Origin of the sequence: Ancylobacter oerskovii, assembly GCF_018390555.1 — a bacterium.
GTDB classification, from domain to species: domain Bacteria; phylum Pseudomonadota; class Alphaproteobacteria; order Rhizobiales; family Xanthobacteraceae; genus Ancylobacter; species Ancylobacter oerskovii.
The window spans coordinates 85,832-106,834 of sequence record NZ_JAHBGB010000027.1; the positions used below are offsets into that span (position 1 = coordinate 85,832).

Below are 21,003 nucleotides of genomic sequence, written 5' to 3' on the forward strand. Positions count from 1 at the left end.
ACAGATCCAGCCGCACCCGAACGCCCACGTCCCCCGCTCTTCCTGGAGCCGGCCCAGGTCGATGGAGACGCGACGTCGCGCACCATCGAGGACGGTGCCCCGCGAGGCCGCAGCGCGAAGGATCCCCTCTTCCCTCCCGGCCGCTCGCCCCGGCGTCGAGCGGGATGCACTTGCGTTCGCGATACAGTTCATATTATCTATAAATTTAATAGATAACATGTCGACGAGCGAACCATGCCCCTCATCGCCTCCAACAGGATTGCCGCCGGCACCGGAGCGCCGGATTTCCGGCTGCGGCATGCCGAGGCACCGGCGTGGCTCCGCGCAGGCGCGGCCCGATGAGCGCTTTCTCGGCGCGGCCCGGCAGCGGTGCAGTCCCGCACGCCTTGGCGGGGTCCATGGCTGAACTCATCCAGCTCAATTCCGACGTCCTCGTCATCGGCGGCGGGCCGGCGGCCTGCTGGGCCGCGCTCGCGGCCCGCGAGGCGGGACGCAGCGTCGTCATGGTCGACAAGGGCTATGTCGGCACGAGCGGCGCGACGGCTCCCTCGAACACCGGGACCTGGTTCGCCACCACGCCCGAGCGGCGGGCGCGTCTCGTCGAGGAACGCCTGAAGCAGGCCGAGGGCCTCGCCGACATCCGCCGGATGCCGCGCGTCATCGATACGGCGACGCAGCATCTGCATGTCCTCGCCGAGCGTGGCTATCGCTTCCCGCGGGATGACGATGGCGACCTCTACATCGCCAATCTGCGAGGCCCCGACTATATGCGCTTCATGCGCATGCAGGTCGTGCGCGCCGGCGTGACGGTCCGCGATCACCACCCCGCGCTCGAACTGCTGGTGGCGGGCGACATCGTCGCCGGGGCCGCCGGCTTTGCGCGACAGCTCGGCCAGAACTGGGAGGCCCGGGCGGGCGCCGTGGTCATCGCCACCGGCGGCTGCGCCTTTGGCTCCCGGATCCTCGGCGCGACGGGCCTGACCGGCGATGGCCAGCTGATGGCGGCCGAGCTCGGAGCCTCGCTGTCGGGAATGGAGTTCTCGAACCAGTACGGCATCGTCCCCCTGCACAGCTCGGTGAACAAGGGACTGCCCTATTTCTGGGCGAGCTTCTACCGCACCGACGGATCGCCGATCGACATCCCGCCGGGGCAGCGTTTCCCCGTGCTGGCCCGCGAATCGCTGGAAGGCCCCATCTATGCGCGGCTCGACCAGGCCACGGGGGCGCTGCCCGATGCGCTGCGGCGCGGCCAGCCCAATTGCTTCCTGCCTTTCGACCGGGCGAAGATCGATCCCTTCAACGACATCTTTCCCATCGCGCTACGCTCCGAAGGAACGGTCCGCGGCACCGGCGGCCTGAAACGCACGGATGACGATGGCAGCGTCGGCATAGCCGGGCTCTACGTGGCCGGCGACGCGCTCGAACGGCAGGACATCGCCGGCGCCGCGACCGGCGGCGGCGGGCCGAACGCTTCCTGGGCCATCGCCACCGGCGTCTGGGCCGGCAAGGGAGCGGCCGCTTTCGCCGCGCGCCTCGGCAGCCGGGCGAACGACCGGACTGTACGCCCCACCGGACAGGCGGGCCTGCGGCCCGCGGCCACCGTTCGCGACATCGATCCGGCACGCGCCGTCGCGCTGGTGCGCGAGGAGTTGCTGCCGGTCGACCGCAATTTCTTTCGCAGCGCGCCGAAGCTGGCCGCCTCTCTCGCCCTCCTCGACGCCGCCTGGGCCGAGCTGCGCGACCATGCCCACGGCACCGGGGCGGCGGCGTTCCGCCTGCGCGAGGCGGCGGGCCTGCTCGCCTCGAGCCGATGGGCCTATCGCGCCGCCGAGATGCGCGCCGAGACGCGCGGCATGCACCGGCGGCTCGACGCACCCGCGAGCGATCCCGCCCAGTCCCGCCGCCTGTCGGTGATCGGCGTCGACCGGCCGAGGCTCGCCTTCGAGCCTCACACGACGGAGGTCGCCGCCTCATGATCGAGCTTCTCTCGGAGAACCGCTGCACGGCCTGCAACGTCTGCGTCAAGGCGTGTCCGGCCAATGTGTTCGACACCGTCCCCGGCAGCGTGCCGGTCATCGCGCGCCAGCAGGACTGCCAGACCTGCTTCCTCTGCGAGCTCTATTGCCCGGTCGACGCGCTCTACGTCGCCACCGATCCCGAACACGTCACCGGCATCACCGAAGGCGCCGCCGACGAGGCCGGGCTGTTCGGAAGCTACGCGCGCGCGCTCGGCTGGAGGAAAGGGCGAGAGGGAGGCGCGGATCAGGACCCCACCCATCGGCTTCGGCAGGTCTCGCTGAGCACGGCGCGACCGGCGGAAAGCAGGAGCAGCAAGCCATGAACCGCATCGCCATCAGCGACGTGCGCAAGACCTTCCAGCTCAAGCCCGGCCAGAGCGTGGTCATCGACGGGCACGCCAGCGACCGCATCCCGGTGCTGTCCGGCGTCGATCTCGATATTCGCAAGGGCGAGTTCATCACGCTCGTCGGCCCGTCGGGAAGCGGCAAGTCGGTGCTGCTGGACATCATCGCCGGGCTGACCGAGCCGAGCTCGGGCTTCGCCGCCATCGACGGCCACAAGGTGACGCGCCCTCACCAGGAGACGGCCTATGTCTTCCAGCAATATGCGCTGTTTCCCTGGCGCACCGCGCTCCAGAACGTCGAATACCCGCTCGAGGTGAGAGGCGTCGGCCGGGCCGCGCGTCGCGTGAAGGCGCAGCATTTCCTCAGCCTGTTCGGCCTGACCGGCTTCGAGGACCGGTATCCCTCGCAGCTCTCCGGCGGCATGCAGCAGCGCGTGGCGATCGCGCGGGCGCTGTCCACCGACCCGGAAGTGCTGTTGATGGACGAGCCCTTCGCCGCGCTCGACGCCCAGACGCGAGACATCCTGCAGAGCGAGCTGCTGCGCATCTGGGAGCAGATCAAGACCACCGTCGTCTTCGTCACCCACTCGATCGACGAAGCCATTTTCCTGGCCGACCGGATCGTCGTCATGACGGCACGTCCGGCGCGGGTGAAGGAGAGCATCGACGTCGATCTGCCTCGCCCGCGCGACATCGAGATCCGCAACAGCGCGGCCTTCAACGCCTATCGGGCCCGCGTATGGGATGCCCTGCGGGAGGAGGTGCGCAAGGCCCAGCAGGATTGGGCCCTCGCCTCCGCCTATAACGCCTGAGGAGACCGGACGATGACGCTCGCGACCGACAAGTCGACGGATGTTCCGCCGCGGCTATGGTGGAACCGGCCGGCCTTCCTGCCGTCCCCCTCCACCCTGCGCCAAGCGATCCACACGATAGGGCTCGGCCTGCCGGCCCTGCTCGTCCTGGCGCTGCTATGGGAAGTGGCGCCGCGGCTCGGCTGGATCAACGCCATCTTCTTCCCGCCGCTCAGCCAGGTGCTGGCGGCCCTCGGCGACATGATCGCCAGCGGGCTGCTCGCCCGGCATATCGGCATCAGCCTCGAGCGGGCGGCGGTCGGCTTCCTCCTCGCGGTCGTCGTGGCCATCCCGCTCGGCCTGCTGATGGGACGTTATTCCCTCTTCGAGAAGCTGAGCGATTTTCTCGTCCAGACGCTGCGCAACACCTCGCAATTCGCGCTGCTGCCGGTCTTCATCCTGGTTCTGGGCATCGGCGAGGCCTCGAAGATCGCCATCACCTTCTATGCGGCCGTCTTCTTCCTGCTGATCAACACCATCGTCGGCGTGAAGTCGGTCGATCCGCTCCACATCAAGGCCGCGCGCTCCATGGGAACGTCGGACTGGGACCTGTTTCGCAAGGTCATCCTGCCGTCGGCAGTGCCCTCCATCGTCGCCGGCGCCCGCCTCGGCGTGAAAAGCTCCCTGTTCTCGGTGATCGCCGCCGAGATGCTCGCCGCGCAATCGGGCATCGGCTACCTGATCCAGAACGCGTCGCTGATGCTGGAAACCGACCGCATGTATGCGGGCATCCTGACGCTCACCGTGATCGGCTTCCTCCTGAACTACGCCCTCGTCGCGTTCGAGGCGCAGGCGACGCGCTGGCGCGCCTCCGAGGACAAGGGCCTCGCCTGATCTTCCCCACCGCTCACGCTCCGCCCGTCACCCGAAAGGTTTTCCCATGTCCCGACTTATCGTGTCCCCCACACGCCGGAGCGTCGTGAAGGCGCTCGGCATCGCCGCGATCGTCCCCCTTGCCGGCATCGTGCCCGCCCGCGCCGCCGACAAGCCCGAGGTGATCCGCATCGGATCGACGGCGCCCGGCCACCTCAAATTCATCCTGTACCGGAACAAGAAGCTGCTGGAGCAGGAATTCGCCAAGGACGGCATTCGCGTCGAGCTCGCGACCTTCGACGGCGGTGGCCCCGCTTCCGTCGCGATCGGCTCCGGCGCCATCGAGTTCACCTATATCGGCAACAATCCCTCGCTGCGTCTGGGCGCCACCGGCGCCGACGTGAAGGCGATCGGCCTCTCCAGCTGGGTTCCCTCCAACGAGACGCTGATCGTGGTGCGGCCGGATTCGCCGATCCAGAAGCTCGAGGAGCTGAAGGGCAAGAAGGTCGCCGTGCTGACCGGCACCGTCCGGCACTCCACCTTCGCGAAGGCGCTGAAGGATACCGGCGTGTCGATCAAGGACGTCGAACTGCTCAACATCGGCATAGAGAGTTCCGGCCCGGCCCTGGCGCGCGGCGATGTGGACGCGATCGTGGAAAGCACCGGCCCGGCCCAGAAGCTGGTCGATGCCGGCGGCGCGCGCGTGCTCTTCGATGCCGGCGTGTCGGGCAAGAAGGAATGGGCGGTTCCGCACGTCCTCAGCGTGAACGGCGCCTTCGCCCGCAAATACCCCGATATCGTCGCGCGGCTCCTGGCGCTGGACATAGCGACGGCGCGCTGGGCCGACGCCAATCCCGAGGAGACGATCCAGATCTTCGTCAAGGAGACCGGCAGCAGCGAGAAGGCCGTGCGCTCCACCTATAGCGACGGCAAGTTCTGGCAGGACCCGAAGCTCACCGATGAGGCCATCCGCTCGCTTCAGGGCGAAGAGGCGTTCATGGCCGATGCGGGCCTGCTGAAGGGCAAGGTCGATTACGACAAGTGGATCGACCGCTCCTATTACGAGGCTGCCCAGAAAAAGCTGGCGAACAACTGAGGCGGCGGCCGTCCCGACCCGCCCTCCCTGCGCCCGGCCTGCCCGGCGGCGAGATCGCCGGACAGGCGCGACGGCGCCTCGCGTGACATCGAAGCGGCGCGAACCTGCATGATGCCTGCAAACAGACCGCCGCGCGCCGGCAGACGACGCGCCGCGGCGCCCTTCGCGCGCAACGGGCGCCGTGGTGGAGCCCGCGCCGGAGCCCGCGTCCATGGCCGATGAACCGGAGCCGGGAGACCGGACCAGCCGCCCCTTCACGCTCTACGCCGTCGCGCAATCGGTCTCGTCGACCGGCACCTGGATGCAGCGCCTGGGGATAGGCTGGCTGGCCTGGGATCTCACGCAGTCGACGAGCTGGGTCGGTGCCATGGCGCTCACCGAGATCGTCGCGGCGCTCTGGGTCGCGCCGCTCGCCGGGGTCATCACCGACCGCAGCAACGCCTTTCGCGTCAATCTGCTGTTCCAGTGCTGCGGGATCGCCGTGTCGCTCCTCCTGTACGCCGTGACGGCGACGGGCAACATGACGATCTGGCTGCTCTGGCTGCTCGCCCTTGCGGACACCACCTGGCAGGGGCTGAGCCAGCCGGCGCGCATGGTCTCGGTCGGGCTTCTCGCCGGGCGGAAGAACATGGCACGCGCCATCGCCGCCAGCTCCATCGGCTTCAACGTGGCACGCGCCGCGGGACCGGCCCTGGCGGGCCTCATCATCGTCAATGGCGGTCCGGCGCTGGCGTTCCTCTGCGCCGCCGGCACCTTCATGGCGATGATCGCCGCGCTCCTGCATCTGCGCACCTATCTGGACCGCCCCGGGGCGGCGACCGGCGCCGACATCCTGCAGGATATCGTCGGCGGGTACCGGTACATCGCCCGCACGCCGGCCGTGGCGACGATCTTCCTGCTGGCACTGGCCTTCTCGGTCTTCGGGCGGCCGTTCACCGAACTCTTCCCCGCCATAGCGGGCGAGATGTTCGGCGGCGGGCCGACCATCCTCTCGATGCTGATGAGCGCCCAGGGGGTCGGCGCCCTGCTCGGCGGCGCCTGGATGCTGCGCCGCAGGTCGCTCCCCGCGCTGGTGCGCCTCACCTGCCTTACCGGCCTCGGCATGGCCGGCATCATCATCGCCTTCTCGCTGGTCGGCGGCGCGAATCTGGCGCTGGCGCTCATCGCCGCCGCCGGCCTTTGCCATGTGATGTGCAATATCGGCATGCAATCCCTGGCGCAGCTTTCCTCCGACATCTCGTTTCGCGGCCGGACCATGGCCCTTTACGGCCTGATCTTCCGAACCGGCCCGGCGGCCAGCGCCGCCGTGATCGGGGCGGCGGCGGAATGGCTCGGACTGCAGCTGCTGCTCGGCACCGCCGCCGGCCTGTGCGTCGCCGCGTTCCTGCTCATCATGACCAGGCGCCACGGCACATTGGTGGCGCGCACCAGCGGTGCGCCGCCGCTCTGAGCCGGAACGCCCGCCTGCCGCGAACCGGGTCGGCGGGAAACGGATCGATGACGGGGTCGATCCCTCGATTCATTATATTGATTTAATCTACAGATTTTATATTCTTCTGATCATGACCGAGCAGACGGGTTCCGATATTTTCGTCGTCGCCGTGGCGGGCCGCCGCGCCGGCCTGGCCTCGCGCCTCGACAGCGGCTTCCGCTTTCACGCGTCGAACCACCAGTTCGATGTGCTGGACGGCCGGAAATTCGCGACGCTGGAGGACATACGCGCCGCCGCGCAGGGTGCCTTGGCGACCCTGCGGCTCGGCTTCCGCGCGTCCTGAGCGGACCGCCGGCGGCTCGGCATGATCATCTTTCGCTTCAAGGAATGACTCTATGGCTTTTCGCCCGCTGCATGACCGTGTCGTTGTCCGCCGCCTCGATGCCGAGGAAAAGACCAAGGGCGGCATCATCATTCCCGATACCGCCAAGGAGAAGCCCTCCGAGGGCGAAGTCGTCGCCGTCGGCCCCGGCGCCCGCGACGAGAACGGCAAGCTCATCCCCCTCGACGTGAAGGCCGGCGACAAGATGCTATTCGGCAAGTGGTCCGGCACCGAGGTGAAGCTCGACGGGCGCGACGTCCTGATCCTCAAGGAAGCCGACATCCTCGGCGTGATCGCCTGACACCGAATTCAGAAGTAAGGAGCGCCGAGACATGGCCGCCAAGGACGTACGTTTTTCCACCGATGCCCGCGAGCGCCTGCTGCGCGGCGTCGACATCCTCGCCAACGCGGTGAAGGTGACGCTGGGCCCGAAGGGCCGCAACGTCGTGATCGAAAAGAGCTTCGGCGCCCCGCGCATCACCAAGGATGGTGTCTCGGTGGCCAAGGAGATCGAGCTCGAGGACAAGTTCGAGAATCTCGGCGCCCAGCTGTTGCGCGAGGTCGCCTCCAAGACCAACGACCTCGCCGGCGACGGCACCACCACCGCCACCGTGCTCGCCCAGGCGATCGTCCGCGAGGGCGCCAAATCGGTCGCCGCCGGCCTCAACCCGCAGGATCTCAAGCGCGGCATCGACCTCGCCGCCGCCGAGGCGGTGAAGGATATCGGCAAGCGCGCCAAGAAGGTGAAGTCGTCGGACGAAGTCGCCCAGGTCGGCACCATCTCCGCCAATGGCGACCGCACCATCGGCGAGATCATCGCCAACGCCTTCCAGCGCGTGGGCAATGAGGGCGTCGTCACCGTCGAGGAAGCCAGGACCGCGGAGACCGAACTCGACGTCGTCGAGGGTCTCCAGTTCGACCGCGGCTATCTCTCGCCCTATTTCGTCACCAATGCCGAGAAGCTGACCGTCGAGTTCGACGATCCCTACATCCTGATCCACGAGAAGAAGCTCTCCTCGCTGCAGCCGCTGCTGCCGGTGCTGGAAGCGGTGGTGCAGTCCGGCAAGCCGCTCCTCATCATCGCCGAGGACGTCGAGGGCGAGGCCCTGGCGACGCTCGTCGTCAACAAGCTGCGCGGCGGCCTGAAGGTCGCGGCCGTGAAGGCGCCGGGCTTCGGCGACCGCCGCAAGGCGATCCTCGAGGACATCGCCATCCTGACGGCGGGCGAGGTGATCTCCGAAGAGCTGGGCATCAAGCTGGAGAACGTCACCCTCGCCCAGCTCGGCCGCGCCAAGCGCGTGCGCATCGACAAGGAGAACACCACCGTCGTCGACGGCATCGGCAAGAAGAAGGACATCGAGGGCCGCGTCGCCCAGATCAAGCAGCAGATCGAGGAGACCACCTCGGACTATGACCGCGAGAAGCTGCAGGAGCGGCTGGCGAAGATCGCCGGCGGCGTGGCGGTGATCCGCGTCGGCGGTGCCACGGAAGTCGAGGTGAAGGAGAAGAAGGACCGCGTCGACGACGCGCTGAACGCCACCCGCGCCGCGGTGCAGGAAGGCATCGTCCCCGGCGGCGGCGTCGCGCTTCTGCGCGCCAAGGCGGCGGTGCAGGCCCTGAAGTCCGACAACCCGGACATCCAGGCCGGCATCCAGATCGTCTCCCGCGTGCTCGAGGCCCCGCTCCGCCAGATCGCCGAGAATGCCGGCGTGGAAGGCTCGATCGTGGTCGGCAAGATCCTCGACAACAAGTCGGCGACCTTCGGTTTCGACGCCCAGAACGAAACCTATGTCGACCTGCTGGTGGCCGGCATCGTCGATCCGGCCAAGGTGGTGCGCACCGCGCTGCAGGACGCCGCGTCGGTCGCCGGCCTCCTCGTCACCACCGAGGCGCTGATCGCCGAGCTGCCCCGCGACAAGCCGGCCGCCCCCGCGCCCGGCGGCGTGGACTTCTGACCCCGTGATCCGCGTCCCGCCCGGCATCGCCGGGCGGGGTTCCTCCCGGCCAGCTGGCCTCCGATCGGAGCGCGTGCAGATGAGCGTAACGGCGACCTACCCGACGGCAGCACTCGATCTCGATACCGATGTACTCGTTCTCGGCGGCGGCCCCGCGGGAACCTGGGCGGCCCTGTCCGCCGCCCGTGCCGGCGCCCGCGTGGTACTGGCCGACAAGGGATTTTGCGGCACCTCCGGCGCAACGGCGCCGTCCGGCACCGGCGTCTGGTATGTCCCGCCGGACGCGGAGCGACGCCAGGCGGCCTATCTCTCGCGTGACGCGCTGGGCGGGCATCTCGCCGACCGGCGCTGGTCGATGCGGGTGCTCGAGCTGACGCATGCCAGCATCGAACTCCTCGCCGAGCGTGGCTACCCCTTCCCGCACGACGACCGCGGCGCGCCGGCGCACGGCTCGCTGCAGGGGCCGGAATATATGCGGCTGATGCGCAAGCTCGTGAAGGGCGCCGGCGTACGCGTCCTCGACCACAGCCCGGCGCTGGAGCTTCTCGTCGATGGCGACGGCGCGGCGGCCGGGGCGCGCGGCGTCAGGCGGCAGCGCGGGGACGATTGGGTGGTGCGCGCCGGGGCGGTGGTGATCGCCACCGGCGGCTGCGCCTTCCTCAGCCGGGCGCTCGGCTGCAACGTGCTCACCGGCGACGGGCTGCTGATGGCGGCCGAGCTCGGCGCGGCGTTCTCCGGCATGGAATTCTCCAATGCCTATGCCATCTCGCCCGCCTTCGCCTCCGTCACCAAGACCCTGCTCTACAAATGGGCCACCTTCACCGAGCCCGGCGGCGAGCCGATCCCCGGCGCCGCCTCGCAGGGCGGCCGGTCGGTCATCGCCAGATGGCTTGCCAAGGGCCCGGTCTACGCCCAGCTCGACAAGGCGGAACCCTCGCTGAGGGAATCGATGCGCGAGGCGCAGCCGAATTTCTTCGTGCCGTTCGACCGCGTGGGCATCGATCCCTTCACGCAGCGCTTCCCGGTCACGCTGCGCCTGGAAGGCACGGTACGCGGCACCGGCGGCCTGCGCATTGTCGGCGACGACTGCGCGACCACGGTTCCCGGGCTTTTCGCGGCGGGCGATGCCGCAACGCGCGAGCTGATCTGCGGCGGGTTCACCGGCGGCGGCAGCCACAACGCCGCCTGGGCCATCAGCTCGGGCCAATGGGCCGGAGCGGGCGCCGCCGATCATGGCCGGCGGGTGCGCGCAGGCGCGGGAACGACGCGTGTCGCGGCGGCGGCCGGAACCGTCGCGCTGCGCGAAGGCCGCGCGGCGGCCTTCAGCCCCGAAGCCGTCATCCGCCAGGTGCAGGACGAGGTCTTCCCCTTCGAGACCAACTATTTCCGGTCCGGCGACAAGCTGGGCGACTCCCTCGGCCGGCTCGACGGCCTGTGGGCCTCGCTGCGGACGGCGGATGCCGCCTCCCGCGACGAGGCGGTACGGGCGCGGGAGGCGGCCGCGATGACGGCGGTCGCGCGCTGGATGTATCGCAGCGCGCTCGCCCGGACCGAGACGCGCGGCATGCATCGACGCGAGGATCACCCGCAGGCCGATCCCGCCCAGCTGCATCATGTTCTCAGTGGCGGTCTCGACGAGGTCTGGACCACCCCGTCCTCGCCGCTGACGCGCCCGCAGGCGGAGCTGGCGGCATGATCGAGCTCGTCAGTGCCGAACGCTGCACCGGCTGCAACATCTGCGTCAGCGTCTGCCCCACCAATGTGTTCGACGCGGCGCCGAAGGGGGTGGCCGGCGGCCTGCCCGCCATCGCCCGCGGGCAAGATTGCCAGACCTGCTTCATGTGCGAGCTCTATTGTCCCGAGGATGCGCTCTACGTCGCGCCGGAGGCCGATCAGCCGGTCCTCGTCGACGAGCCCACCCTCGTCAGGGCCGGCCTGATGGGCGGCTACCGCGCCGCCATCGGCTGGACGCGCGACACCGCCGCCCGGCGCCGGATCGATTCCACCTTCCGCCTCATCAAGGGCTTCTAGCCGCGCGGCGAGCACGGCCATCGCCCGCTCCACGACAAGGACAGACATCATGACCACCCCTCTCGGTGTCCTGGCTTTCGACAGGCGCCAGCTGCTCGCCGGGCTTGCCGCCGGCGGCGCGGCGCTCTTCGCGCCCTCCATCCTGCGGGCGCAGGCACCGGTGCCCGTGAAGGTGGCCTATGGCAGCGTCGGCTACACCTGGGCGGTGCCCTATGTCGCCGAGGCCGGCGGCTACTGGAAGGACCAAAATGTCGACCTGACCACCGCCTCCTTCGATTCCGGCCGCGACGCCATGCAGGCGCTGCTCACCGGCGCCGCGGACTTCTCCGCCTCCACCGACACGCCGCTGGTCTTCGCCGCGCTCAACGGTCTCAAGCCCCTCGCCGTGGTCAATTATTCGCGCTACTCGCGCGACATGCGCATCGCCGTGCGCAGCGATGCCGGCATCGACCCCAAGAACCCCGCGAGCCTGAAGGGCCGCCGGATCGGCACGCCGGTCGGCACCTCCGGCCAGTATCTGCTGGCGAAGTATCTCGAGCTCGCCGGCCTGAAGCCGCAGGACGTGACCGTCGTCAACGTCGCGCCCGGCAACCTCGCCACCACGCTGGCGCGTGGCGACATCGACGGTTTCGCCTGGAGCAGCCAGGCGGTCGCGGTCGCCGACAAGCAGACCGGCGGCAAGGTGGTCGAGATGACGCTCGACGGCATCGAACCCTATTTCCAGAGCCACCAGCTCTTCCTGACCACCGACAAGGTGCTGAAGGAAAAGCCGGAGGTCGTGACGGCCGCCATCAAGGCGCTTTACGCCGCCGAGAACCGCATCAATTCGGATCCGAACTGGCCGAACCTCATCGCCGAGCGCATCAAGACCCCGCCGGAGCAGATCCGCCAGGCGACCTCGACCTTCGTCTTCAAGCTCGGCTTCGACCAGCGCTTCCTCGACGATCTGGTGAGCGAGGCGAACTGGGCCATCGCCGCCAATCTCGGCAAGCCGCCGCAGGGCGATCTGCGCAGCCTGCTGCGCGGGCTGATCGCCGACGGCCCGACGAAGGCGCTGCTGCCCGAACGGGTCACCCTGTCGTGAGCGCGGCCGGCGCGCTGATCGCCGTGGAGCACGTCTCCCAGGTCTATGCGGGGCGCGACGGCGCCCCCAACTGGGCGCTGCGCGACGTCTCCCTCCGCATCGGACGAGGGGAGTTCGTCTGCCTGATCGGCCCGTCGGGCTGCGGCAAGACCACCTTGCTGCATCTCGTCGCCGGCTTCGTGAAGCCGACGAGCGGCACGGTGTCGTTCGCCGGCACGCCGGTCGCCGGCCCGGGTCCCGAGCGCGTCGTGGTGTTCCAGGAATACGCGCTGTTCGCCTGGATGACGGCGCGGCAGAATGTCGAATTCGGCCTGCGCACCCGCGGCGTGCCGCGTGCCGAGCGGCGCGCCCTGGCATTGCGGGCGCTGGAGCGGGTCAGCCTGCGCCATGCCGCCGACCGCTATCCGCACGAGCTTTCCGGCGGCATGCGCCAGCGCGTGGCAGTGGCGCGGGCGCTCGTCGTCGAGCCGGAAGTGCTGCTGATGGACGAGCCCTTCGCCGCCGTCGACGCCATGACCCGGCAGAGCCTGCAGGAGGACCTGCTGCGGCTGTGGCGGGAGACCGGCGTCTCCGTGGTCTTCGTCACCCACAATGTCGACGAGGCCGCCTTCCTCGCCCAGCGCGTCGTGGTGATGGGCGCCAATCCCGGCAGCATCCGCGCCGATCTCGCCATCGAGGCGCCGCATCCCCGCGACCGGGGATCGCCCCGCTTCGCGGCGCTCTATTCCGACGTGGCGGACGCACTCGCCGCCCATCACGGAAGGAAGGCGGCATGAGCCTCGCCTCGTCCGACGCCCGCATCGAGCCGGGCACCGACACCCGCCCGCCCGCCGGCAGCTTCGAGGAAGCCTTCCGGGCGGAGCATCGCCGGCGCCGGCGCCATGCCGCCATGTGGCGGCTCGTGCTGAACGCCGCCGGCATCGCCCTGTTCGTGATCGCCTGGGAATTGATCCCGCGCTATTCGAGCTGGATCAACGAGGTGCTGTTTCCTCCGCCCTCGCAGGTGTTCGAGGCCTTCGTGCCGCTGCTTCTCTCCGGCGAGATCGTGAAGAACATCCGGGTCAGCCTGCTGCGCGCCGCCTCCGGCTTCGGCGTGGCGCTGGTGCTGGGCATCGGCGCCGGGGTAATGACCGCCCGGCTTTCCTGGCTGCAATATCTGTTCGAGCCGCTGCTGCACGGCTTCCGCTCGATTCCCGCCATCGCGCTGATCCCGCTGTGCATCCTGTGGTTCGGCATCGGCGAGACCTCGAAGACCGCGCTCATCGCCTGGGGCGCCTTCTTCCCGCTGTGGATCACCACCTTCATCGGCGTGCGCGACGTCAACCCGATCTATCTGCGCTCGGCCGCCTGCCTCGGGGCGGGCCGCCTCACCACGCTGTTCCTCGTGGTGCTGCCCGCGGCGCTGCCCTTCATCCTCGCCGGCATCCGGCAGGCGCTCTCGGTGTCGCTCGTCGTGCTGGTGGCGGCGGAAATGTCCGGCGCCTCCTCGGGCATCGCGCACATGATGTCGGAAGGCCACCAGCTGTTCCGTGTCGACATCATGTTCATCGGCCTCGCCGTGCTCGGCGCCTTCGGCTTCCTGGTCGATCGCACCTTCGTCGCCGTCGCCCGCCGGCTTTTCCCCTGGTACCAGATCACGTCCTGACATGACCCCGCCCCTGCCCGTCACCGTGCTGCACAACGCGCACATCATCACCTTCGACCCGGCGCGCCCGCGCGCCACGGCGCTGGCCTTTCGCGCGGGGCGCCTGATCGCGGTCGGGGACGACGAGGTGCTGCAACGCGCCGGCCCGCAGGCCGAGATCCGCGACCTCGGCGGCGCCACCGTCATTCCCGGCATCAACGACACCCACGCGCATATGGAGCGCGAGGGGCTGAAGCGGCAGCGTCCCTCGCTCGCCGGCGTGCGGAACGTGGCCGACATTCTCGATCGCATACGCGCGGCGGCGCGCACCACGCCGGCCGGGCAATGGATCGTCACCATGCCGGTCGGCACGCCGCCCTTCTTCTTCGACGGCCCGGAGGCGCTGGAGGAGAAACGCGTCCCCGATCGCCATGAGCTCGACGCCGCCGCGCCCGACCATCCCGTCTACATACAGGGCGTGTTCGGCAATTGGGGCACGCCGCCGGGCTACACCGCGCTGAACAGCCGAGCGCTGGCGCTCAACGGCATCACCCGGGACACGGTGCCGCGCATCGCCGGCGTCGAGATCCTGAAGGACGCCGGCGGCGAGCCCACCGGCGTCATCGTCGAGCGCAACAACCGGCCGACGGTGGAGTTCGACCTCCTTCCCGCCGTGCCGCGCTTCGGCTTCCACGACCGGCTCGAAGGCGTGCGCCTGTCGCAGAAGCTCTACAACGCCCGGGGCACCACCAGCATCTATGAAGGCCACGGCTCCGCCGCCGAGACCATCTCGGTCTACCGCCGGCTCTGGGAGCTGGGCGAGCTCACCGTGCGCGTCGGCCTCGTCGTCTCGCCCAGCTGGTCGGATCTCGCCGAGGCGAAGAAGATCATGCGCGACTGGCTGGCCTCCGCGCGCGGCGCCGGGCTGGGGGACGGATGGCTGCGCGTCTCGGGCCTCCACATCGCCTATGGCGGCGACGAGACGACCGCCTGCTGCGCCCGCGCGCACCTACCCGATACCGGATGGTCCGGCTTCGTCGAGCAGGCGGTCACGCCGTCGGACTTCCGCGAGGCCGCCTTCCTCGCCGCCGAGCACGATCTGCGCCTGCACACCATCGTGAACGACAAGCTCCACGAGATCCTCCCGGTGCTGGAGGCGATCAACGAGAAGTATCCGCTCGACGGCCGGCGCTGGGTGATCGAGCATGTCGGGCGCACCAATGCCGGGGAACTTGCCGCGCTGGCGCGTCTCGGCGTGCTGGTCACGACCATTCCCACCTATTTCCTCTGGAAGGGCGGCTGGCGCTATCCCAGCGAGCCGGACGGCGGCGACTGGGTCGTCCCGCACCGGCATATGCTCGATGCCGGCATCCCGCTTTCCATCGCCACCGACAACATTCCCTATGATCCGTTCTTCACCCTGTGGGTGGTGGCCAACCGGCAGGAGCGCCTGAGCAAGCGCGTGATCGGCCCCGGCCAGCGGCTCGATGCCGAAACCGCGCTCCGGCTGTTCACCGTCGCCGGCGCGCGGCTCACCTTCGACGAGAGCTGGAAGGGTCCGCTGAAGCCCGGCTTCGCCGCGGACCTCGCCGTCCTGTCGGACGATCCGACCCGCGTGCCGCCGCAGGATCTGCGCGACATTTCCGTGCGCCTGACCGTCGTCGACGGGCGGATCGTCCACGAGGCCGGATAGGCGGCTGCGGGCTGCCTGCCGCCGACGACATCGCGGCCGACCGGAAGCCGTCTCCCGGCCGATAAAGGCACCCGCGCTCATCGCCGCAGATCCGCGCGCCGACAGTTCCCCGCGCGATGCGCCGCACCGTGGCGAATGCCGGGGATCCGCGCCGCCCGAGGCCATCCCGTCATCGGCCCGGCCTCATCCGCGCCCGGCAACAAGCCATGGCGTGGAACGACCGCGCTTCCTCGCAGCGCGGCGTCCCTCGCCCTGCCCTCCCATGCCGCCGGCGTCGGAAAAGACGAACGACCCTCGAACGGCCACCCCGCCGCGCATGGCCGCGCCTCTCGGCGTCGCATCCCGCCGCCCCTCGCTGGACACCTCCCTTATTCATGTATAGATTTTGCATGTTTAACGGAAGGCGCTCCCGCCGGACGGATGCCAAGGCTGTCCCTCGGTGACGACGCAACTTTCCTTCCAATCCCTCCCTTTCCCGCTTACACCGGGTCGCCAATCCTCCCTTTCGGCGCGATGCATTTGGAGTGGGCCTTGTCAGCCTTTGCACGCTTAAGACTCTTCCGGCCGATCCTGGCCGGCGCGACGCTTCGCGATCGTGCGTTCGCCTGTTTCGGCGCCCTGATGGGCATCGGCCTGTCGGCGGTGATCGGCGGCCTCGCCGCGGCCGATTTCAATCACCTCATATGGATCGTGCCGCCGATGGGGGCCTCCGCCGTGCTGGTGTTCGCCGTGCCGGCCAGTCCGATGGCGCAGCCCTGGCCTACCATCGGCGGCAATATGGTGTCGGCCGCCATCGGCGTCTCGATCGCCCATCTCATGCCGGTCACCGCGCTTTCGGCGGGTATCGCCGTGGCGCTGGCCATCGGCGCCATGTCGCTGCTGCGATGCCTGCATCCGCCCGGCGGCGCGGCGGCGCTGGTCGGCCTGTTCATCGGCGGCTCGTCGAGCCTGCTTTTCCCCTTCGTGCCGGTGGGGTTGAACGCCGTCGTGTTGGTATCCAGCGCCTGGCTCTACCATCGCCTGTCCGGCCATACCTATCCGCACGTTCCCGCCCCGCCGAAGCCGGCCCGGGATCTGCCCTGGACCATCAGCAAGGCGGACATCGCCGCCACGCTCGACGAAGTCGGCGAGGCCTTCGACATCGGCGCCGCCGATCTCGAAGGGCTGGTGCGGCACATCGAGCGGCGCGCGGTCGCGCGCTCCTACCACGCGCTCACCTGCGCCGACCTCATGGTGGAGAACGTCATCGGCGTGCCGGAGGACGCGCCCGCCGAGCAGGCCCGCGCGCTGCTGGTCAAGCGCGACATCCGCCGCCTGGCGGTGGTGGACGCCGCCGGGCGTCTCGTCGGCGCCATCAGCCTGCGCGAGCTGCTGAGGCCCACCGGCATCGTCTTGGACCTGATGACGCCGGCCGCGACCGCCACCCCGACCACACCGGCCATCGACTTGCTGGAGCTCTATGCCCGCGATCGCGTGCATTCCGTCTTCATCATCGACGAGGCCCGCCGCCCGGTGGGCGTCGTCACCGAGGCGGACTGGCTGCATGTGCTGACACGCGGCCTCGGCTAGACGCCCGCCCGCGACTCGCAACAACGGGGCGGCACCGCCGGGTGCCGCCCCGTTTGCATGTCTCGCAGCGGATGCGTCGGAGGAGGACCGGCCGTCAGGCCGCGAGCGCCTCGTCGGCAGGGCCGAAGAACTCGTAGTGCAGCCGGTCGGACGGCACGCCCGAAAGCGACAGCGCCGCGATCATCGCCCGCAGGAACGGCCGCGGCCCGCAAATATAGTAGTCCGCCTCGCCGGTCGGCGTGTTGGCGGTCAGCCACTCCGGCGTGATCAGCCCGGCCTCGTCATAGTCGCGGCCGGCCACTTCGTCGGCCAGCGGCGTCTGGTGGAAATCCACCACCCGCAGCGCCGCGTCCTTCGCCGCCAGGGCGCGGACATGCTCGCGCATGGCGTGCGTGTGGCGGTCATGGGTGCCGTGCACATAGTGGACGGGCAGGCCGGACGAGCGGGCGGCCAGCGTCTCCAGCATCGCGATCATCGGGGTGAGGCCGACGCCTCCCGACAGCAGCACCACCGGACGTTCGGGATGATCGGGCAGATGGAACTCGCCGGCCGGCGCCGACACCTTGAGCACGGTGCCGGGCGCGGCATGGTCGTGCAGCCAGCCCGACGCCAGCCCGAAAGCCTCGCGCTTGACCGAGATGCGGTAGCTCTCGCCATTGGCGGCGCTGGAGATCGAGTAGTTCCGCTTCACCGGCGCGTGGCCCGGTATCTCCAGCCAGAAGGTGAGATACTGTCCCGGCTTGTGGCGCAGCACCGGCTTGCCGTCCACCGGCCGCAGCACGAAGGAGGTGATGACGCGGCTCTCGCGCACGACGTCCTCGACGCGGAAGTCGCGCCAGCCGTTCCAGCCGCCGGCGGCATGCTTCTGCTCGCCATAGATCCGCTCCTCGCGGGCGATGAGGATGTTGGCGAGGAACCAGTAGGCCTCGCCCCAGGCTTCCAGCACCTGCGGCGTCGACGCCTCTCCCAGCACCGAGCGGATCGCGCCGATGAGCGCCTCCGCGACATGGGGATAGTGCTCGGGCTTGATCTGCAGCCCGACATGCTTCTGGGCGATGCGCTCGACGGCGGGCGCCAGCGCCGCCAGGTTCTCGATGTTGCCGGCATAGGCCAGGATGGCCTGGGCCAGCGCCCGCGGCTGCGATCCGCTGTCGCCGTGATGCGACTGGTTGAACAGGTCGCGGATCTCGGGATTGCGGAACAGGCGCGCATACATCTCGTGGACGATGGCGAGCCCATGCGCCTCGAGGGCCGGCACGGTCAGTTTGACGAGCGCGATGCTGCGCTCGCTGAGCGTCTGGGACATGGATGTCTCCTGTCGGGGGGAAGATCGGTGTGTCGCCGCGGCCCAGGGTCGTGCCGTCAGGGCGGCCCTCGGTCCGCGAGGCCGGAAGAAGGCGGCGCCCCGCCCTCCTCCATGCGTGCGAAGAGCGCGAATTGGAGGCTCTGGCCGATGCGGGCCGCCCGCAGCTTCAGGGCCTGTGCCACCTGCGGTTCCATGAGCTCGTCGGCGGTCTGCCCCCACAAGGCGAGCCAGCGGCTGAACAAGGCGGGCGAGATGCGGTCGCGATGCCGGAAATGCGCGGGGACCGGCCGGCCGCCATAACGGCCGCTGGCCAGCATCACCGAGGACCAGAACGCCGTCAGCGTGTCGAGATGCGCCGGCCAGTCCGACACCGCCTCGTTGAAGACGGGGCCCAGCTCGGCATCGCGGCGGACACGCGCATAGAAGGCACGAACCAACGCCGCCAGTCCGGCTTCATCCAGCTTGAGGAGGGTCATCGCCGTTCCAATATATGCATCTGATATGCATGTATCTGATCGCCACAAAACATGCAATGATTACGCATCTTTTCCACCGTGGAGCCGAAATGCGCCTGACGCGCTACACCGACTATGCGATGCGCGTGCTGCTCTATCTGGGCTCCCGCCCGGACCGGCTGTGCTCGATCGCCGAGATCGCCCGCGCCTATGCCATTTCGCAGAATCACCTGATGAAGGTGGTCAACGACCTCGTGAACGCCGGCTATCTGCAGAGCGTCCGCGGCCGCTCGGGCGGCATCCGGCTGGCCCGCCCGGCCCCGGAGATCAATGTCGGGGCGCTGGTCCGCCACACCGAGGACGATTTCGACCTTGTCGGCTGCGGCAGCTGCATCATCGCCCCGGCCTGCGGCCTCACCTGCGTGCTGGACGAGGCGCTGCAGGCCTTTATGGCCACCCTCGATCGCTATTCGCTGGCCGATGTCCTCGCCAAGCGCGGCGACTTCCGCCACCTGCTCAAGGTGTCCTGATCGCCGCGGACCCTGCCGATCCCGTCAGTCCCCGCAGGCGAACCTCCCCTCGCCTCCCCGGCAATTCGGCACGCCCCCCGGGCGTCCGCGCATGCCGCAAAAAACGTAATCTGTAATTATTGATATGAGATGATTGATACGATAACCTCCCCTCAACAATGGCGGACCTCACGAGCCGCGCAAAAACCCAATGGGAGAGACACGATGCCGAAACACGCCCTCACTGCGCTTGCTCTCTGCCTCGGCCTTGCGGCGCCGGGCGTCGCGTTCGCCGAGTGGAAGCCGAACCGTCCGGTAGAGTTCGTGGCGGCGGCCGGCCCCGGCGGCGGCACCGACACCTTCGCCCGCGTGGTGCAGTCGGCGCTGAGCAAGAACGAGCTGCTGACCACCCCGATCATCGTCAGCAACAAGGCCGGCGGCTCCGGCGCCGAGACCTTCATCTACGCGAAGTCGAACAAGGGCGATCCCTACAAGCTCTATTTCGGCACCCAGGACGCCTATGTGCTGCCGCTGGCCAACAAGCTGTCCTATGGCCTGAAGGACCTCACCCCCATCGCCGCGATGGTGTTCGATCCCTTCATCCTGTGGGTGAACCCGAAGACATCCGGCATCGAGGACGTGAAGGGCTTCATCGCCAAGGCGAAGGAGGCTCCCGGCCAGCTGAAGCTCGGCGGCGCCAAGGCGAAGGAAGCCGACGAGACGCTGATGACGCTCATCGAGCACGCCACCGGCACCGACCTCACCTACATCCCCTACAAGAGCGGCAGCGAGGCGGCGATCCAGGTCGCCGGCGGCCACATCACCGCCAACGTCAACAATCCCAGCGAGAGCGTCGAGCAGTGGAAGGCCGGCGTGCAGAAGCCGCTCTGCGTGTTCGAGAGCGAGCGCCTCGCCGACACCACGGTGATCGCCGATGGCCAGTCCTGGCACGATATCCCGACCTGCAAGGAGGCCGGCATCGACGTCGACAGCTTCGCCCAGCCCCGCACCATCTGGGGGGCGGCGGACCTGCCGCCGGAGGCCCTCGCCTACTACACCGACCTCTTCACCAAGGCGGCCGCGGCGCCGGAATTCAAGTCCTATCAGGAGCGCGGCGCGCAGATCCCGCGCCTGCTGACCGGCGACGCCTTCAAGGACTTCATCAAGAAGCACGAGGCGAGCTACGCCGAGATCTACAAGCGCAACGGCTGGCTGCGCGCCGAGCAGTAAACCGCTTCGAGGTCGTCCGCGCCTGTTCCCCCCGCGGACGATCCCCTTGCGGACGGCGACTCGCCGCCGTCCGCCCTTCCTTCCCGCCGCGTCGGAGTGAGGCATATGGACATCTCGCGCAGCACCATGGACATCGCCGCCGCCTGCGCCACCGCCGCCGTCGGCGCGGTCGTGTGCTACGGCGCCACGCTGAACGGCACCGCCTGGGGATCTTCCGGGCCGGAACCCGGCTATTTCCCCTTCTATGTCGGCTGCCTCATCATCCTCGGCAGCGCCGGCACCGTGGTGCAGACCTTGCTGCGCCGCGCGGGCGGGCGGCAGGAGCACGGCGCCGAGGGCGAAGCCTTCCTCGATGGCGAGCGGCTGCGCACCGTCGTCGCCTTCTTCCTGCCGATCGTCGCCATGGCCGCCATCTCGGCCTGGCTCGGCCTCTATATCGGCATGGGGCTCTACATCTTCTACGCGCTGCGCGTCGCGGCCGGCTTCCGCACCCTCCCCTCGCTCGTCTCGGCGCTGGCGGTGGTGGCGGTGAACTTCGTCATCTTCGAGAAACTGTTCATGGTCCCGCTGCTCAAGGGTCCGGTCCTCGAAGCCTTCGGCATCTACTGACG

Annotated in this window: 21 protein-coding genes; 19 read left to right on the forward strand and 2 right to left on the reverse strand. The window is 69.1% G+C overall.

Going from position 1 to position 21,003, the window contains the following annotated elements:
• Window positions 1–398: 398 nt before the first annotated feature.
• The 16 genes from KHC19_RS12255 to KHC19_RS12330 all read left to right on the forward strand — a co-directional run bounded on the left by KHC19_RS12255 (window position 399) and on the right by KHC19_RS12330 (window position 16,892).
• Window positions 399–1,976 (forward strand): FAD-dependent oxidoreductase, encoded by a 1,578-nt coding sequence (locus KHC19_RS12255; RefSeq protein ID WP_246548780.1) that lies wholly within the window; start codon window positions 399–401, stop codon window positions 1,974–1,976.
• Window positions 1,973–2,341, forward strand: coding sequence for a 4Fe-4S dicluster domain-containing protein (locus tag KHC19_RS12260; protein ID WP_213352642.1), 369 nt, complete (start codon window positions 1,973–1,975; stop codon window positions 2,339–2,341). Before KHC19_RS12255 ends, KHC19_RS12260 begins: the two co-directional genes overlap by 4 nt.
• Entirely contained in the window at window positions 2,338–3,174 is an 837-nt protein-coding gene (locus tag KHC19_RS12265; RefSeq protein WP_213352643.1) for an ABC transporter ATP-binding protein, read from the forward strand. Before KHC19_RS12260 ends, KHC19_RS12265 begins: the two co-directional genes overlap by 4 nt.
• 12 nt (window positions 3,175–3,186) lie before the next feature.
• Window positions 3,187–4,047 (forward strand): ABC transporter permease, encoded by an 861-nt coding sequence (locus tag KHC19_RS12270; protein WP_213352644.1) that lies wholly within the window; start codon window positions 3,187–3,189, stop codon window positions 4,045–4,047.
• Window positions 4,048–4,093: 46 nt separating this feature from the next.
• Complete coding sequence (locus KHC19_RS12275) at window positions 4,094–5,122, forward strand: aliphatic sulfonate ABC transporter substrate-binding protein (RefSeq protein ID WP_213352645.1); 1,029 nt, start codon at window positions 4,094–4,096, stop codon at window positions 5,120–5,122.
• Window positions 5,123–5,333: 211 nt separating this feature from the next.
• The gene (locus KHC19_RS12280; protein ID WP_213352646.1) at window positions 5,334–6,572 is read left to right on the forward strand and encodes an MFS transporter; all 1,239 of its coding nucleotides are present in this window, start codon (window positions 5,334–5,336) and stop codon (window positions 6,570–6,572) included.
• On the forward strand, window positions 6,556–6,897 hold the full coding sequence (locus tag KHC19_RS12285) for a hypothetical protein (protein WP_213352647.1): 342 nt from the start codon (window positions 6,556–6,558) through the stop codon (window positions 6,895–6,897). The genes KHC19_RS12280 and KHC19_RS12285 overlap by 17 nt, the downstream gene beginning before the upstream one ends.
• Before the next feature lie 52 nt (window positions 6,898–6,949).
• The gene (gene groES / locus KHC19_RS12290; RefSeq protein ID WP_213352648.1) at window positions 6,950–7,237 is read left to right on the forward strand and encodes a co-chaperone GroES; all 288 of its coding nucleotides are present in this window, start codon (window positions 6,950–6,952) and stop codon (window positions 7,235–7,237) included.
• Between the two features lie 31 nt (window positions 7,238–7,268).
• A complete protein-coding gene (gene groL, locus KHC19_RS12295; protein ID WP_213352649.1) occupies window positions 7,269–8,891 on the forward strand; it encodes a chaperonin GroEL in 1,623 nt (540 codons plus the stop codon).
• A gap of 79 nt (window positions 8,892–8,970) precedes the next feature.
• Complete coding sequence (locus tag KHC19_RS12300) at window positions 8,971–10,587, forward strand: FAD-dependent oxidoreductase (RefSeq protein WP_213352650.1); 1,617 nt, start codon at window positions 8,971–8,973, stop codon at window positions 10,585–10,587.
• Window positions 10,584–10,922 (forward strand): 4Fe-4S binding protein, encoded by a 339-nt coding sequence (locus KHC19_RS12305; protein WP_213352651.1) that lies wholly within the window; start codon window positions 10,584–10,586, stop codon window positions 10,920–10,922. Before KHC19_RS12300 ends, KHC19_RS12305 begins: the two co-directional genes overlap by 4 nt.
• Window positions 10,923–10,971: 49 nt before the next feature.
• A complete protein-coding gene (locus KHC19_RS12310) occupies window positions 10,972–12,006 on the forward strand; it encodes an ABC transporter substrate-binding protein (protein ID WP_213352652.1) in 1,035 nt (344 codons plus the stop codon).
• Window positions 12,003–12,782 carry an ABC transporter ATP-binding protein gene (locus KHC19_RS12315; protein ID WP_213352653.1) on the forward strand — a complete coding sequence of 260 codons (780 nt, stop codon included), beginning with the start codon at window positions 12,003–12,005 and terminating at the stop codon, window positions 12,780–12,782. Before KHC19_RS12310 ends, KHC19_RS12315 begins: the two co-directional genes overlap by 4 nt.
• Window positions 12,779–13,651, forward strand: coding sequence for an ABC transporter permease (locus KHC19_RS12320; RefSeq protein ID WP_213352654.1), 873 nt, complete (start codon window positions 12,779–12,781; stop codon window positions 13,649–13,651). Before KHC19_RS12315 ends, KHC19_RS12320 begins: the two co-directional genes overlap by 4 nt.
• A gap of 1 nt (window position 13,652) precedes the next feature.
• Window positions 13,653–15,323 (forward strand): amidohydrolase, encoded by a 1,671-nt coding sequence (locus tag KHC19_RS12325; RefSeq protein ID WP_246548781.1) that lies wholly within the window; start codon window positions 13,653–13,655, stop codon window positions 15,321–15,323.
• A 531-nt stretch (window positions 15,324–15,854) separates the two neighbouring features.
• Window positions 15,855–16,892: an HPP family protein gene (locus tag KHC19_RS12330; RefSeq protein WP_246548783.1), complete on the forward strand. Its 1,038-nt coding sequence runs from the start codon at window positions 15,855–15,857 to the stop codon at window positions 16,890–16,892.
• A gap of 94 nt (window positions 16,893–16,986) precedes the next feature.
• On the opposite strand, the gene hmpA is transcribed toward KHC19_RS12330, so the two are convergent.
• Together hmpA and KHC19_RS12340 are read right to left on the reverse strand one after the other, a co-directional pair.
• Window positions 16,987–18,198, reverse strand: a complete 1,212-nt coding sequence (gene hmpA, locus KHC19_RS12335; protein WP_213352656.1) for an NO-inducible flavohemoprotein — start codon at window positions 18,196–18,198, stop codon at window positions 16,987–16,989.
• 56 nt (window positions 18,199–18,254) lie between these two features.
• A complete protein-coding gene (locus KHC19_RS12340) occupies window positions 18,255–18,674 on the reverse strand; it encodes a group III truncated hemoglobin (RefSeq protein ID WP_213352657.1) in 420 nt (139 codons plus the stop codon).
• A gap of 89 nt (window positions 18,675–18,763) precedes the next feature.
• On the opposite strand from KHC19_RS12340, the gene KHC19_RS12345 reads away from it, so the two are divergent.
• From KHC19_RS12345 to KHC19_RS12355, 3 genes are all read left to right on the forward strand, one after another.
• Window positions 18,764–19,183 (forward strand): RrF2 family transcriptional regulator, encoded by a 420-nt coding sequence (locus tag KHC19_RS12345; RefSeq protein ID WP_213352658.1) that lies wholly within the window; start codon window positions 18,764–18,766, stop codon window positions 19,181–19,183.
• Window positions 19,184–19,387: 204 nt separating this feature from the next.
• On the forward strand, window positions 19,388–20,392 hold the full coding sequence (locus KHC19_RS12350; RefSeq protein WP_213352659.1) for a Bug family tripartite tricarboxylate transporter substrate binding protein: 1,005 nt from the start codon (window positions 19,388–19,390) through the stop codon (window positions 20,390–20,392).
• A 105-nt stretch (window positions 20,393–20,497) separates the two neighbouring features.
• On the forward strand, window positions 20,498–21,001 hold the full coding sequence (locus KHC19_RS12355; RefSeq protein ID WP_213352660.1) for a tripartite tricarboxylate transporter TctB family protein: 504 nt from the start codon (window positions 20,498–20,500) through the stop codon (window positions 20,999–21,001).
• Window positions 21,002–21,003: the final 2 nt, after the last annotated feature.